Here is a 12,959-nt window from a genome sequence, read left to right as displayed (position 1 = left end):
TCGTTATTGTACGCCTGCTCTCTAGAAAAACAAAAAAAGGTAAAGAAACGGATGCATTACTAAACGTTTTTAAAACAGCTTACTATGAAGACACGTATACGAAAGGCGATCTTGCCGGTAGCCGGTCTCGGAACTCGATTTTTGCCGGCTACAAAGGCTCAGCCAAAAGAAATGCTGCCGCTTGTTGATAAGCCGGTTATTCAGTTTTTGGTTGAGGAAGCTGTTGCCGCGGGTATTGAGGAGGTGATATTCGTTACCGGTAAAGGGAAACGAGCTATCGAAGATCATTTTGATTCCGCTCCTGAGCTCGAGCGGATACTTGAGCAAAAAGGAAAAAAGCAGATGCTTGATGAGACCAGGCGCATCTCTTCGATGGCCAACTTCACGTATGTACGCCAAAAAGAAGCGCGGGGCGACGGTCACGCGCTTTTGGCAGCTGCGCATCTCATAGGTGATGAGCCGGTGGCTGTGTTGTTCGGTGACGATGTTATTATCGGCAAAGATCATTGTTTGACTCAGATGCGAGATGCATTCGAAAAGCTACAGGCGCCTATTATCGGTCTTGAGCAGGTTCCTAAATCGCTCGTCTCGCAGTACGGTATTGTGAAAGCGAAAAAGGTAGAAGATCGTCTGTATAAGATAAGTGATCTGGTTGAGAAACCAACTCCCGCAGAAGCGCCTTCGAGGCTTGGCGTCGTTGGCAAATACATTATCACGCCTGAGATCTGGCAGTATTTGCGTAAGCTTGAGAAAACGCAGCTAGAAGGGGAGATCCGTTTAGCAGATGCCTTACATGCCTATGTAAACGATAAAAACCCTCTGTATGGAGATATGTTCGAGGGATATCGGTTTGACTGTGGTTCCAAACTTGGCTTTCTTAAGGCAACGGTCCATCTTGGTCTTTACCACGGTGAGACAAAGAAAGAATTTAAAAAATATCTCAAGTCTCTTAAGCTGTAAAAAAACGCCATACCGATCTTGCGTGATAGCAAGGCGGTATGGCGTTTGTGCTTTGAAGGTGTCGAGCGTGACGGTGTTTATGCAAGCGAGGTCGAAGCCGACGAGCTACGTTCAAGTGCCTGCTGGACAGCAGTGCAGAGGGTTTGCTTCACCGCTACTTCAACCGACGTTTCTCCATCGGCCTCGCGCACCTCTTTGAGATGAGCTGACGGGGAGCATACTGCGATCGAGAGAGGGGCAGCGTTTCCATGTGAGATGAGTGCCCCGAGCGACTTTTGAGTAAACAGCCCCCAGCTCAGATGCTCTAGGAGTGAGCTCTGTGCCCTGGGTGTTAGTCGCTGATCGAAGACGACGAGCATGCTCATCGGGCTGATGTCTCTGCATGACTCAGGACTGCTCAGCATTTCACTGTTCACTCCGCAGTATATCCTGTACGGAGTTTCTGTGAGTGCGTCCATAGCGTTACATTCCACGGTCGTCTTCTGATCCGCTCCTGTTCGCAGAAGCAATGTTCTGCCTCGGCTAATGCCGAGTTTATTGCAGACAGGAACTGCTTGCTCATCGAACAAGAAAGAATCAGCGGCCAGATCCTCTTGCAACCCGGCGGGCCACTGGTTTACGAAGGCGAGTCGTCCGACGCTTGGAACGAAGATGATCTCGTTGTACTCCTTTGTGAGATTGAATGATATCGCCGTGAGGTCTATCGGAACGAGTGGATCAAACTCGTTGCAGTGTTCCCGAGGTATGTTGCGTACGGTCACGAACCCCCTCCTTGTGGTTGGTTGAAAGTGCAAACTGAAAACAACAACTGTCTGTATCATATACTCATATGTATTTTTGACAAAATACATTGACAGTCGTGTCAGGTAACAGGTAATAAAATAAATAGTAAGGCAAAATAAAACCCCCACTCGAAAGTGGGGGTTTTATTCATCAGTGAGCAAGATTACTCAGCTGCTGGAGTAACGTTCTGGGCGAATGGACCTTTGTCATTCTCGCCAACTTCAAACGTAACTTTGTCGCCTTCTTGAAGGCTGTTGAAGTCACCTTCCGTGAGCTCGCTGGCGTGGAAGAAAATGTCTTCTTCCTGATCATCAGTTTTGATGAAGCCGTAGCCACGGTCAGTTACCTTCGCAATTGTTCCTGTTTGCATCGTGGTATTGACCTAAAAATAATACACCAAACGTCAGCTTCTCCTCAACCTCAAGAGAGTGCGTTTTGGTCCCAATAGTATATACCACATACTTGAAAAGTCAATGCAAAATGAATGAAAGATCCACTATCTTTTTAGTGTTGGTCACTATTCTTTTTTTGCTGTGTCCTTCCGGTTCGTTCCTCTAGTCCTGTTTTGTGCGCATCAAGTGACGGCTCCGTTATCATGACATAGATCCAGGTTGTTCCTACAAAAGCGGTAATAAGGACGATCAGACCGGAGAGTGTGTAGCGCAGTGTTTTGTTTGAAACATAACGGAGCGTAAGCCAAAGAAGAAAAATTCCGATCGTAATTGGCAGGAAAAGAAAGCCAATAATACTACCTACGGCTATTATAAATGCCGAGCCGATTGCGTTTGCTCGATACAGACGCTCGATCGGATCCCAAGCAGCATGCCAAACGAAGAGAATGTATTTTTCCATTCTGAATATGAAGGGTAGACGACAGGTTAGTCAAACATGTCTGCGCGGTATTTGTTGATCTCGCGCTGGTCCATGTCGTAGAAGCTTGTGTTGTCGTCGTGAATATCTTCAGCAAGTTCTTCGCCAACAAAACGCCAGTGCCATGGTTCGAATTGGTAGTAGGCGTTGTCTTCGGGGTAGGAGAGAACAAAGCCGTATTTATGTGCGTTGTTTTCTAGCCACTCGTATGCCTCGGTTTGGTCAAAGCTATTGAAGTTTGTGCCAAGCTGAGGGGTTGTGAAGTCAATAGTTGTTCCGAGCTGGTGTTCTGAGTATCCTTGCGAGGCTGAAAATTGGTTTGCCGTTCCGGCACCGTAGACGACATCGTAGTGTGATTTGAGCGAGGTTTGTTCGTCAAACGAACGGAAGGCGGAAATGATACGTAGTTCTACGTCATCATCTTCTGCGTCTTCAAGCATTTCCTCCAAGAAAGGCCAGACCTTTTTGTGGACATATTCTTCTTCGCTTTTTTGAACGTATTCCTGGTCGATCTTCTCGAGCTGTCCCGGGTGATAGTGTTCATTTAAGAAATATACTTTAGAGTATTTTTGCAAAAGTTCCTCGTCAACTTCTTCAAGTCGGGTTAGGTGACCAATATCACCGGAAAGTTCTCGGATCGTGTCGCTGAATTCATCAACGATCGCCTCCTCCTCGCGTAGTCGCTCAGCAAGCTCTGTACTGATCTTCTCTGAGCTCGCAAGCTCATCTTCAAGCGCGGCAACACGTTCGGTACTCGAAGCAAGCTCGCTTTGCGTCGCCTCAAGCTTCATTGAGAAGTCGTAATAGGTATATCCGAGCCCTGCAGCAAGCAGTACGGTAAGGGTTGTGGGAATATAGACCGCCGGATGTGAAAATGTCATATGTGGATTGTAGCATGATACCGTGGTAGACATAAAGTGATATAGTTTGTATATGAATGAAAAAACACCTGAACCACAACCCGAGATAAGCCCTGAGGAAGCCATCGAACGGATCAACCAGCGTCTTTTACAAGAAATGAGTACGGGGAGTTTGGACGGTGAGCCGGCGCAGATGGCTTCTATAACAGAGGCGGTGCGTAAAGGCGACATAACACCGGAAGAGGGGATGCAAAAAGCACAAACTGTTTTTGATAGTCGGCAGGACTATCACTAAAGGACCTACCTGAGGTAGATTAATAGACTTGTGTGGTAGACTACTTGCTAGTGGCAGTGATACGTAAAAGGATAAATAACAGTAATTAACCGGATGTAATATAAGTATAATATAAGCGTAATATGAAGAATTTTTCAGTACTCGTTGCGATGTGTATGCTCATGGCGCTCTCCGGAGGCGCTCTTGTGGTGCAAGGGCACGATGGAGACGATCATGACACAGACGAAGAATCACCGGTACGGATCCAAGCTGAGGGGTCAGCCACTGTTTCTGCTCAGGATGAGGATAGTGACGACGACGGTGTTTCGGATGACTCAGAGGAAGAGCGAGAGATGAACGATTCAGACACAGATGCTGACGGTCACGCTGATGTCAGGACAGAAAGTGATTCAGACGGTCGGGCACAAAATCATAACTCATCGCGATCTAATGAAACCGAAGGAGTTGTTGATCCACACGATGAAGACGATGATGGTGACGGTGTTCCAACTCGTACGGGCGTGACCAAGGAGCTTGATAAAGCAACACCAAGTCTTAGGGCAACAAAGGAAATTGATGCGGCAAGCCCGAAGCTAATGGATGTTCTTATGATAGATCAGTCGAGTCCGCTTCTGTATCAAGGAGTGTCAATTCGACAAGTATGCGGGAGCGACGATTGTGATGATGAGGATTCCGTTGAATCGCTAACAAGGAGCAATATAAGCCTGCGTGTTTCTGGGGCTGAAGTCAGAGGGTGGAATCCTGAGCAGAAAGAAGCAGTGCGGGCACGGCTAGCGGCTGCAAATGAGGTGAATTCAGCAAATGACTTCGGCATCAAGGTTGCTTCAGCCGCGATAGAAAACGAGGAAGTGGAGGACATTGCAACTGACGCTGAGGCGACCGAGGTTACATACAATTCACGGGTGTATCTGTTCGGATTCATTCCTAAGAGTGTAACGGCAGTTGCTCGAGCTGAGGCTGACGGCGATGTTTCAGTGGACTACCCGTGGTACGGGTTTCTTTCCCGTAAGGGTGATCAGAGTTTTGGCTCCACGCTCGCAGCTACTATTCGTGCAGATCATGACGCTATGATCTCGGTAGAAGAGGAAGGAGTGGAACGAACTGTTCGAGATGAGGGAGAGGAGAATTAGTTTTTTCAGATGCTAGTCATTCTAACTAGCCATCCAATTACGTACGAGTACGAGAATACAAAAACACCCGCCTCCTGGCGGGTGTTTTTGATTTGCTTGAGTTGTACTTAAACTCGAGTAACGTTGCTTGCGCTTGGACCTTTTTCGGTCTCAGCTACTTCAAACTCTACGGTGTCGCCCTCGTTAAGCTCGTCGTATGTTACGCCCTGCAGCTGGTCTGCGTGGAAGAAGAGGTCTTTGTCCTGTCCTTCAATGTCGATGAAACCGAAGTTTCGATCTGACATTAGCTTTTTGATTGTTCCTTGTGCCATTCTTGTGTTGTTTGAGAAACGTGGATAATGTAAACCGGTGAGCTGAAACAGAGTATCTGTTGCAGAGTCGATTTCATACAGTGTACGTTACTTTAAATACAATAGCAATGAAAATATGGTCATGTATAATTTGCGAAGTTGTTCTTTTTAAGTACAATGTTAAGACGCTCAGTGAGCGTTTGTATTTTACAGAAATCATTTCGGGGTAAGCAGACCTTGCCCCGAAGATGTGCGAGAGTTATGCAAAAGCGTACTGGCAAGCAGAGCTTGCGCTGACGGCGTAGATGTACTTACACATACAGAATATCCGGGGGAAGGAAACCTTGCCACGGCGTGCAGTTCGGACGCAATGTGATAATTCTTTTGTCAGCACCCGCTTTCCGAGGACTGAGTCCTCGTTCCGTTGAGGCTCAATATACAGAAAAACAAGCTTTTCAGTATATTTCGCCCCACGGAATCTGAGAAATGAAATTTCTCAAAAAGCGGGTGCTGTAGAAAAATTATCCCGTTCCGCTCCTCATAATCCGGGGTAGCTCAGCGGCAGAGCGCTCGACTGTGAACTACTTGTTTGTTGAAGATGGTATACTCAACTATGTATGCCAGAAAAACGAACATACGCCGACCGCGCCGTATATATGCGTGAAGCTGTGAAGAAACGAAGAAAAAAACTTCGTCAGATGGCTCGCGACCATATGGGCGGTAAGTGTGCCTTGTGTGGTTACCACAAATCTCCGCGCGCACTTAGTTTTCATCATAAGGATGAATCAAAGAAAGAGTTCGGCATGTCTGCTCGTGGTCTTACAAGGTCATGGGAAAAGATAAAAGCTGAAATCGAAAAGTGTGTGTTACTTTGTGCCAATTGCCATATGGAGGTTCACGACGGTGTCTCGCAGCTTCCTGAGGAAACTCAGGAATGATAACGAGGTGAATTGTCGGGAATCCTACGTTCGAAAGAATATGGAAATCCGCAGCCAAGTCCGCCAGTCGGCGGAAAGGTTCAGAGACTATCCTTTACGGAGTACCGTTCGCCTAACAGCGAATGGGAAGCGCCTCGCTCCCTCGTGTTATAAAACAACGGGAGATGATATAGTCCACCCCTTCTGGAAACAGTTGGATAAGTGTAATCGAGTGGTCGTGGGTTCGATCCCCACCCCCGGAGCTAGAACCAGTTAGACCCTATCGCGACAGCGGTAGGGTCTTTCTGGTTCTCTTCGGCGGTGGGGATCGAAAGACGGAGGCGGTATTACAAGACGACCGAAGGGAGTGCTTGTCGCCGAGTCCGGGGAGGAAGCACTTAGTGAATGAAGACCGAAGGGATGAGTGAGCTTAGTGACTTGACCCCGATCCCCACCCCCGGAGCAAACGATCAAAACGGCTACGCCTTGCGCGTAGCCGTTTTGTTGTTCTTGCCTCCGTGGGGAGTGAGCAAATTTCTATCCTCCCGAGGTTTAACCTCGGGAGTTAGGTTAGCCTCATCGCGATAGCAGTAATGTATTATGCTGAACGCCTCAACGCGTTGAGGCGTTCAAAAGTCTTCGTTGCGATTCAGGTTAGAATTCAAGAACAAATATTGACATTTTAAATTTAAATGTCAGTATTTATGAAGAGTTTCCCAACCTGACAAAACAGAAGGAGCTGTAGATGCTTACGTTCATTAAAACGCAATGGAGACGTTTGCTGCAAATAAAGATCCGTCAGAGAAGATATGTAAGCTTCTACATGGAGATCACTCAATACGAGCCTGTTTCTGCGTGGGAGGGTGGTCTGATCCAAGCTCTTGAGTCTGGGCAATCATTTGTTGTTTTCAAGCTCAAAAGTGCGGTGCATAACGTTGATCGGTACTATCGATCAATTGGTGGAAGCGGTCTTCGAACACCAGAACCTGAGGAGGACTATCCTCTGGGAATAGAGTGCCTGACAAACCAAGATACAACGCGATTAAGGATAATCTGCCGACTTGTTCCTCGTGATCCTAGCGATAAAGCCTTGCTATTGATCAAAACTCAGGCTTACTTAAATTCCGAAGAATTCAAGACCTTCTCTACTGTCACAGATGATATAGTCTGAGCTCCAGCCCAAAGAAAGAAGCATCCTGAAATCGAATCACCCGAAGAGGCTTCAGAGGAAGAGATAGACGTGGTGGAAATAGTGAAGTCGAACTTCATTCTCAGTGGTACTATTGTTGGCAAACACTCCTGTTCCTTTAATTCTTAACTGAAAGGATGCACCATGCCCGGTGGAGCACCTTATTATCCCCAGCACACATCTGACCTGGAAATAAACAAGCTCGTAGATAAAGTCAGATATGAAGAAGGTCTTTCTGGTTCGAACTCTCCTCAAGCACATGAGACAGCGAATAACGCTTGTGGGGAGTTACATCGAAGAATACGCGCTCTTGTGCAACAACGAGATTCGAGTATTGGCAACCAAAGCGACGCCGCGCACAAGCTGCTTCAAGAGTTGCACAAAGTTGCTTGGTTTGAGGTGTGTGATTGGGAATCACTCTCCGAAAAACGCTTTGAAGTTATTCGTGCAAAGCTCGAAGAGCTATGCCCTGACCTACAAGGCAAAGAGTACAGTTACACCGACGTTGGCTGAGGGCACTTAAGCTCTCTGAAATCCATATTGCGTACTGAGCCCTTAGCGACAAGCGAAGGGTTCTTTTTATACCAAACACGTTCTAACTTCCTTTATCAATCGGAGCAAACACCGGTTTAACCTCATCGCGATAGCAGTAATGTATTATGCTGAACGCCTCAACGCGTTGAGGCGTTCATAGATTTGATGGTCCTCACGATGACTTCTTGGAATGTCTATTGAGTAGGTATTTTTGTGAAGGGCTTGCCGGCTTGTCTTTCCGATGGACGCAACCCATCCAGCAGCACGGGCGGCGCTTTCCTTCCGCGAGTTCCTCAATTGCTCGTTCAATATGTTTTTTTCTTGTTTCTTTGGTCTTGACCGATATCGTCCAGCAGATCCATTCATTGCGGGCAAGGGGTGTAATGTCCTCCCATGTCACAAGGGCTTTCGAAGAGGAGGAAAGCGCTCTTCGCAGATCGCTCGGTAGTTTGTGTGCTGTGCCGCTGGACATCTTCTTTTTTGACATGTAACCATCTTAGCAAACCGAAGATTTTCTGCCACAGAAATTGATCGGTGTAATGGTGGCTTTTAGAATTTCTGTATTTAGAATGTCCAGTCCCCATACGGTAAGATACTATTTCAGTTATACTGATATATGTTAGATACCGATTGTGAAGAGATCGTTAGGATTTCACATTATTCAGAACTTAGAATCTATGGATATTTTTTATTCTCTTCTTGTCATTTTTATAGCGATCTTTGCCTTGATCCAGGCAGGGAAGTACGTTGTTCGGTCGCTGAGTGTGCTGGCGCGTTTTCTTTCCGTCTCTGAGTACGTGCTTTCTTTCTTCTTGATCGCACTCGCGACCGCGCTTCCTGAGTTATCGGTGGGTATCAATTCCGCTCTTTTGGGTGTATCAGAGCTTTCATTTGGAGATATTCTCGGTACTAACATAGTGAATCTCACGCTTATACTTGGTGCCGTTGCTGTTGTGGGTGGTTCAATCAATCTTAAAGATTACGCACACTTTAAGGAAAATCGGCTCATCGAACTCTCTGTGATGCTTGCCCCACTTATGCTGGCGCTCGATGGTACGCTTTCGCGGCTTGACGGTTCAATACTGTTAGTGCTTTTTGTTGTGCTTATATTTAGACTTCTAGACATTGACGATACTATTTTGGGCCGCAAAGTTCTCCGTCCTCACCTAGTTGCTTCAGTGAATGAGGTTGCTACGAGTTGGAAAGATTTCTCTAAACACTTACTTATTTTTGCGATAGGTGTTGCTGCTTTGATCGTTGCTACACTTACGATAGTTGTAAACGCAAAGGACTTCTCGCTCGCAATTGGTATATCTGAAGTACTCGTGGGGGTATTGATCGTCGGTACATGTACCAGTCTGCCTGAACTTACTATTGGCTTGCGAAGTGTATTGAAAAAACACGGCGGTGTGGCGCTCGGCGATATTTTTGGGGCGGCGGCTATCAACTCAACATTGACGCTTGGAATAGTGGCACTCATTTCTCCCGTTCGTTTGAATGACTCGCACATTTTGATGGTCGGTATTGTTTTTACTGCTTTGTCTTTCTTCTTTGCGTCGCTTTTCTTGAAGTCAAAAAGATCGATCTCTCGAAGGGAAGGACTCTTGCTCGTTGTGCTATACTTATTTTTTGTTCTGGCGCAGATTGGTACGCTGTTCCTTTAGCTTTTGTTGTGAGAGAGGATGTCTTTTGTGCAACAGTGAAGCGATATAAGAGCATGTAATACAGGTTGTTACACACTATTGTAGGTTTGGTTGCACATTAATTTGCTTGCTTGCACGAAGTGTAAAGAACGGTACTATACGTGGGGAGAGGGAGGCTGAGAGTTATTTTTTGCTTCAAAAATGCAACAAGGAGAGTGAGAGATGATTGAAATCAGATGCGGAAAATGTGGTAACGAGCACAGTACTACGTATCCAACCTGTCCTGTATGTGATGATGTAATTTACGGGAAGAAATGTTCTTGTTCTCGATATCGCAATTCACTCGGAGTGATATTCGGCCCCATCAGCTCAAAAAATCCGGATTGTCCGATCCATGGGAAACCGGCCGGTCGGCGCACGGGGAAATTCACCAAGAAAAGTTTAGTCCCGAGGAAGAGAAAGATCAAAAAATAAGCGTCATCACATGATAGAAGCGTTTCGACACCGTCTCAGCATTAGCTGGGCGGTTTTATTATCTCCGGTGTGTCATAAATACGGTTGTTGCGCTGTCTAAAGAGAAATGAGCAAAATGAACGATCTAGAAAGGAATGGACTTACACTTTCCAGTACTGCTTTTGAGGAAGGTAAAGATCTACCGGTTAAATATACATGTGACGGTGACAATATTAGTCCACCTCTTACTATTAGCGGTGTTGATGAAGAAGCCCGGTCTCTTGTGTTGACAATGGATGATCCTGATGCCCCAACCGGTGTATTCGATCACTGGATAGTGTTTGACATACTGCCGGAGACAACTGATATACCTGAAGGCCAAGATCCAGACGGTACATTGGGGGTAGGTACGTCCGGGAATATCGGATATTACGGTCCGTGCCCTCCTGTCGGAGAGCGCCATCGATACCTCTTTACCTTGTACAGCTTGGACGCATTACTAAATCTTTCGGAAGGAGTAACGAAAGACGATGTTATGGTGGCAATGACCGGGAATGTGCTCCAGAAGATCGTATTACCTACGCATTTTAAAAGACGAGGTGTATAACGTTTGTTTATCTGTGTTGGTAAGTATTATCTCTGCACACTGTCATTGATCAAAGATAGTGCGGGATAGTGCAGGTGGTCCGTTATCACATAACTCAGAGTGTGGCGGACGAGGTGGGGAATAGTGTAAATACTGCTGTGATATACTAAGGGTATCGTAATTAAACTACGGCCAATAAATATATACTTGTATGAAAATCAATATTGTGCAGGCAACGAACATTGATCTTAGCGATGCAATAACCAATTATCTTGAAAAAAAGCTTAGCAGAGTTAGTGAAAAATTAGTTGACCCGAATGATGAAAGTGCGATGTGCGATGTTGACCTGGGCAGGACAACCGAACACCACAAAACCGGTGAGGTATATCGTGCGGAATTTAATCTACATATTGCCGGCAAAGACCTGTATGCCGAGGCTGAAGAAATAGACCTATATGCCGCTATTGATGAGGCGCGCGATGATCTTGAGAGGCAGTTGAAGTCTCACCAGAAAAAACAAACAACTCTGCTACGGAAAGGTGGAAAGAAATTAAAAGAGATGCTTCGCGGCTGGGGTCGTAAATAGACATAATAATGTATGTATATACGCACGAGTAAACATAAGCCTATCCACCCATATCTTTTTGTGGCAGTACTCGTTTGGGCGGTTGCAATAACAATTATCATGACCGCCTTGTATCAGGATGCTGAGCAGGCGCATAGTCATTCTCGTATGTTAAATCCGGGCGGAGTAGGAAGTGATCTTCTGCAGGATATGAGTGAGGGCGATAACGAGCCGAATGACTCACAAGATATCCGGTAGAGAATCTTTTATTCTCGATATCCTCGTTCGAACGATTCAAAATCCATTTCTTTCTTGCCCTCAGGGATAACTCGTTTAATGACCAGTTGGTCGTTCTGAAGTTTTGCATCGGTAACGATCACCCGAAACTGCTTGTTGTCTTTGGTCGTAAAAAAGTACGCACGTGGCCATTCATGAAACGCCTGGATCTTGCGAAAGTTTTTCTCAGGATCGTCTGATAGATCAAGCTCGGCTTGGTCTTTTGTTATTTTTTTAGTGAACGTGGCTTGTGAGTGGTCTTGTTCTTCTGACTTTTTCTCTCCTTTGATCCACGGATGAAGATTATCAGCAAATAGCGCACCTCCTTCACGCGCAAGAATGGCTTCTAGGATATTTGCCTTAGGTGGCCAGCTGTCGATAGAAACTTTTTTCTGAGCAATTATGGGGCCGTGATCCATTTTTTCGTCCATAAGCATGAGTGTTACTCCGGTTTCTTCTTCAGTAAGAATAGCACTCTGGATCGGTGAAGCCCCGCGAAGCTTCGGAAGCAGGGAAGGGTGAATATTTAATGATCCATTGGTTGGAATATCCAGTATCTCCTTGGGTATTATTTTGCCGTATGAAGCTACCAGGAAAACATCCCATTCCTGACGTTTGAGTTCGTTGCCGAATGCCTCGTTTAGTGAGTACGGTTGAAGGAACGGTATGTTGTGAGCGAGTGCCCAGACCTTTACCGAGGGTGGCAGAACCTTGAGCTGTCGACCTTGTGGTGTGTCCGGCGCGGTGACAACAAGGTCAGGAAGGATATCGCGACGAGCTAGTTCTTCGAGAACAAGTATTGAAAAATCGTCGGTGCCGAAAAAAACCATTTTTATGTTTGTATTCATGTATGAAAAGTATCTAAAGGTGATCTATTATTTTACAAGGATCTTACACTTTAATATTTTATTTTCAGATCCTTCCATTTATTTTGTTTCATTTTTCTCCTTCGGCGCTCGATAATCAACTTTCTTTGCTTTATCTATAAATAGAACACCGTTGAGATGATCGGTCTCGTGCTGAAAGATCTGCGCGAGAAGACCGGAACGCCCTTCTGTGAATGCGTTGCCCTCTTCATCGAGTGCTCTGACAGTAACTTTACTGTGGCGAAGTACTTGCCCGTAGTAGTGACGAACCGACAGGCATCCTTCGTCAAGAGGAAGGGTTTCCTTTGAGGTTTTAATGATCTCGGGATTAATAAATGTTTTGTCGGGGCTTCTTTTTTTGCGGGACTCATCGATTCTGTCGAGTTCTGGTTGATCAGATCTCTCAAGTTGATCATAGACTTTACCGGATACCACGAATACTCTCAGTGATTCGCCGATCTGTGGCGCTGCTATTGCCACCCCGTCGTCTTGGAGGGCGAGAACGTCTTTCATTTTTTGGATGATATTCGAAAGAGTCTCAGAGCCGATCTCGGATTCTTTAATGTCCTTGGCTCGTTTGCGCAGTATAGTGCCTTCCCCTTCCTGAACGATCTTTGATATAGGCATGATCAGTGAATTGTATCGGAATAGTGAGAAAAGAAAAAGCCCTGGACCGTTTTACGGAGAGGGCAGAAGGTTGTTATGGAGATCAAACCGGAAGGTCACACAGATTCACGATGAT

The 12,959-nt window shown here is 45.9% G+C and carries 18 protein-coding genes; 10 read left to right on the top strand and 8 right to left on the bottom strand.

The features are described from left to right. Positions 1-84: 84 nt before the first annotated feature. Positions 85-960, top strand: coding sequence for a UTP--glucose-1-phosphate uridylyltransferase GalU (galU, locus tag WD312_03500; protein ID MEX2564153.1), 876 nt, complete (start codon positions 85-87; stop codon positions 958-960). 77 nt (positions 961-1,037) lie between these two features. Here the strand turns inward: galU and WD312_03495 are convergent, their stop codons facing one another. From WD312_03495 to WD312_03480, 4 genes are all read right to left on the bottom strand, one after another. Further along, positions 1,038-1,781, bottom strand: coding sequence for a hypothetical protein (locus tag WD312_03495; protein ID MEX2564152.1), 744 nt, complete (start codon positions 1,779-1,781; stop codon positions 1,038-1,040). Between the two features lie 125 nt (positions 1,782-1,906). After that, complete coding sequence (locus tag WD312_03490; GenBank protein ID MEX2564151.1) at positions 1,907-2,113, bottom strand: cold shock domain-containing protein; 207 nt, start codon at positions 2,111-2,113, stop codon at positions 1,907-1,909. A 134-nt stretch (positions 2,114-2,247) separates the two neighbouring features. Then, the gene (locus tag WD312_03485; GenBank protein ID MEX2564150.1) at positions 2,248-2,595 is read right to left on the bottom strand and encodes a hypothetical protein; all 348 of its coding nucleotides are present in this window, start codon (positions 2,593-2,595) and stop codon (positions 2,248-2,250) included. Between the two features lie 26 nt (positions 2,596-2,621). After that, on the bottom strand, positions 2,622-3,494 hold the full coding sequence (locus tag WD312_03480; protein MEX2564149.1) for a M15 family metallopeptidase: 873 nt from the start codon (positions 3,492-3,494) through the stop codon (positions 2,622-2,624). Between the two features lie 52 nt (positions 3,495-3,546). Here WD312_03480 and WD312_03475 point away from each other — a divergent pair, with 52 nt between their 5' ends. Further along, entirely contained in the window at positions 3,547-3,768 is a 222-nt protein-coding gene (locus tag WD312_03475) for a hypothetical protein (protein MEX2564148.1), read from the top strand. 122 nt (positions 3,769-3,890) lie between these two features. Continuing rightward, entirely contained in the window at positions 3,891-4,898 is a 1,008-nt protein-coding gene (locus WD312_03470; GenBank protein ID MEX2564147.1) for a hypothetical protein, read from the top strand. A gap of 107 nt (positions 4,899-5,005) precedes the next feature. Here the strand turns inward: WD312_03470 and WD312_03465 are convergent, their stop codons facing one another. Then, positions 5,006-5,209 carry a cold shock domain-containing protein gene (locus WD312_03465; GenBank protein ID MEX2564146.1) on the bottom strand — a complete coding sequence of 68 codons (204 nt, stop codon included), beginning with the start codon at positions 5,207-5,209 and terminating at the stop codon, positions 5,006-5,008. Positions 5,210-5,805: 596 nt separating this feature from the next. On the opposite strand from WD312_03465, the gene WD312_03460 reads away from it, so the two are divergent. The 3 genes from WD312_03460 (at position 5,806) to WD312_03450 (ending at position 7,807) form a co-directional block, all read left to right on the top strand. Continuing rightward, positions 5,806-6,126, top strand: coding sequence for a hypothetical protein (locus WD312_03460; GenBank protein MEX2564145.1), 321 nt, complete (start codon positions 5,806-5,808; stop codon positions 6,124-6,126). An 802-nt stretch (positions 6,127-6,928) separates the two neighbouring features. Next, positions 6,929-7,276, top strand: coding sequence for a hypothetical protein (locus WD312_03455; protein ID MEX2564144.1), 348 nt, complete (start codon positions 6,929-6,931; stop codon positions 7,274-7,276). Between the two features lie 162 nt (positions 7,277-7,438). After that, positions 7,439-7,807: a hypothetical protein gene (locus WD312_03450; protein MEX2564143.1), complete on the top strand. Its 369-nt coding sequence runs from the start codon at positions 7,439-7,441 to the stop codon at positions 7,805-7,807. Between the two features lie 193 nt (positions 7,808-8,000). Here the strand turns inward: WD312_03450 and WD312_03445 are convergent, their stop codons facing one another. After that, positions 8,001-8,315, bottom strand: a complete 315-nt coding sequence (locus tag WD312_03445; GenBank protein ID MEX2564142.1) for a YdeI/OmpD-associated family protein — start codon at positions 8,313-8,315, stop codon at positions 8,001-8,003. Between the two features lie 190 nt (positions 8,316-8,505). On the opposite strand from WD312_03445, the gene WD312_03440 reads away from it, so the two are divergent. The 4 genes from WD312_03440 (at position 8,506) to WD312_03425 (ending at position 11,333) form a co-directional block, all read left to right on the top strand. Further along, the gene (locus WD312_03440) at positions 8,506-9,492 is read left to right on the top strand and encodes a hypothetical protein (GenBank protein MEX2564141.1); all 987 of its coding nucleotides are present in this window, start codon (positions 8,506-8,508) and stop codon (positions 9,490-9,492) included. A 568-nt stretch (positions 9,493-10,060) separates the two neighbouring features. Next, positions 10,061-10,531 (top strand): YbhB/YbcL family Raf kinase inhibitor-like protein, encoded by a 471-nt coding sequence (locus tag WD312_03435; GenBank protein ID MEX2564140.1) that lies wholly within the window; start codon positions 10,061-10,063, stop codon positions 10,529-10,531. Positions 10,532-10,721: 190 nt separating this feature from the next. Beyond that, positions 10,722-11,096, top strand: a complete 375-nt coding sequence (gene raiA / locus WD312_03430; GenBank protein ID MEX2564139.1) for a ribosome-associated translation inhibitor RaiA — start codon at positions 10,722-10,724, stop codon at positions 11,094-11,096. Positions 11,097-11,108: 12 nt separating this feature from the next. Further along, complete coding sequence (locus WD312_03425) at positions 11,109-11,333, top strand: hypothetical protein (protein ID MEX2564138.1); 225 nt, start codon at positions 11,109-11,111, stop codon at positions 11,331-11,333. 8 nt (positions 11,334-11,341) lie between these two features. Here WD312_03425 and fmt read toward each other — a convergent pair whose 3' ends face one another. Both fmt and def read right to left on the bottom strand, forming a co-directional pair. Then, positions 11,342-12,199, bottom strand: coding sequence for a methionyl-tRNA formyltransferase (fmt, locus tag WD312_03420; GenBank protein MEX2564137.1), 858 nt, complete (start codon positions 12,197-12,199; stop codon positions 11,342-11,344). 78 nt (positions 12,200-12,277) lie between these two features. Then, complete coding sequence (def, locus tag WD312_03415) at positions 12,278-12,844, bottom strand: peptide deformylase (GenBank protein MEX2564136.1); 567 nt, start codon at positions 12,842-12,844, stop codon at positions 12,278-12,280. Between the last annotated feature and the right edge of the window lie 115 nt (positions 12,845-12,959).

It is taken from the genome of Candidatus Paceibacterota bacterium, assembly GCA_040905715.1.
Classification (GTDB): Bacteria; Patescibacteriota; Minisyncoccia; order Phycocordibacterales; family CSBR16-193; genus JBBDHZ01.
Note: the sequence above shows the minus strand (reverse complement) of the source record. Positions and strands in the feature narration are given on the sequence as shown.

What these genes read in the sequence shown, in the direction of transcription:
- WD312_03480 (MEX2564149.1), bottom strand. Translation starts at nt 3,494, where the DNA reads ATGACATTTTCACATCCGGCGGTCTATATTCCCACAACCCTTACCGTA.
- WD312_03485 (MEX2564150.1), bottom strand. Translation starts at nt 2,595, where the DNA reads ATGGAAAAATACATTCTCTTCGTTTGGCATGCTGCTTGGGATCCGATC.
- WD312_03495 (MEX2564152.1), bottom strand. Translation starts at nt 1,781, where the DNA reads ATGATACAGACAGTTGTTGTTTTCAGTTTGCACTTTCAACCAACCACA.
- def (MEX2564136.1), bottom strand. Translation starts at nt 12,844, where the DNA reads ATGCCTATATCAAAGATCGTTCAGGAAGGGGAAGGCACTATACTGCGC.
- galU (MEX2564153.1), top strand. Translation starts at nt 85, where the DNA reads ATGAAGACACGTATACGAAAGGCGATCTTGCCGGTAGCCGGTCTCGGA.
- raiA (MEX2564139.1), top strand. Translation starts at nt 10,722, where the DNA reads ATGAAAATCAATATTGTGCAGGCAACGAACATTGATCTTAGCGATGCA.
- fmt (MEX2564137.1), bottom strand. Translation starts at nt 12,199, where the DNA reads ATGAATACAAACATAAAAATGGTTTTTTTCGGCACCGACGATTTTTCA.
- WD312_03440 (MEX2564141.1), top strand. Translation starts at nt 8,506, where the DNA reads ATGGATATTTTTTATTCTCTTCTTGTCATTTTTATAGCGATCTTTGCC.
- WD312_03425 (MEX2564138.1), top strand. Translation starts at nt 11,109, where the DNA reads ATGTATATACGCACGAGTAAACATAAGCCTATCCACCCATATCTTTTT.
- WD312_03455 (MEX2564144.1), top strand. Translation starts at nt 6,929, where the DNA reads ATGGAGATCACTCAATACGAGCCTGTTTCTGCGTGGGAGGGTGGTCTG.
- WD312_03460 (MEX2564145.1), top strand. Translation starts at nt 5,806, where the DNA reads ATGCCAGAAAAACGAACATACGCCGACCGCGCCGTATATATGCGTGAA.
- WD312_03490 (MEX2564151.1), bottom strand. Translation starts at nt 2,113, where the DNA reads ATGCAAACAGGAACAATTGCGAAGGTAACTGACCGTGGCTACGGCTTC.
- WD312_03470 (MEX2564147.1), top strand. Translation starts at nt 3,891, where the DNA reads ATGAAGAATTTTTCAGTACTCGTTGCGATGTGTATGCTCATGGCGCTC.
- WD312_03450 (MEX2564143.1), top strand. Translation starts at nt 7,439, where the DNA reads ATGCCCGGTGGAGCACCTTATTATCCCCAGCACACATCTGACCTGGAA.
- WD312_03465 (MEX2564146.1), bottom strand. Translation starts at nt 5,209, where the DNA reads ATGGCACAAGGAACAATCAAAAAGCTAATGTCAGATCGAAACTTCGGT.
- WD312_03475 (MEX2564148.1), top strand. Translation starts at nt 3,547, where the DNA reads ATGAATGAAAAAACACCTGAACCACAACCCGAGATAAGCCCTGAGGAA.
- WD312_03445 (MEX2564142.1), bottom strand. Translation starts at nt 8,315, where the DNA reads ATGTCAAAAAAGAAGATGTCCAGCGGCACAGCACACAAACTACCGAGC.
- WD312_03435 (MEX2564140.1), top strand. Translation starts at nt 10,061, where the DNA reads ATGAACGATCTAGAAAGGAATGGACTTACACTTTCCAGTACTGCTTTT.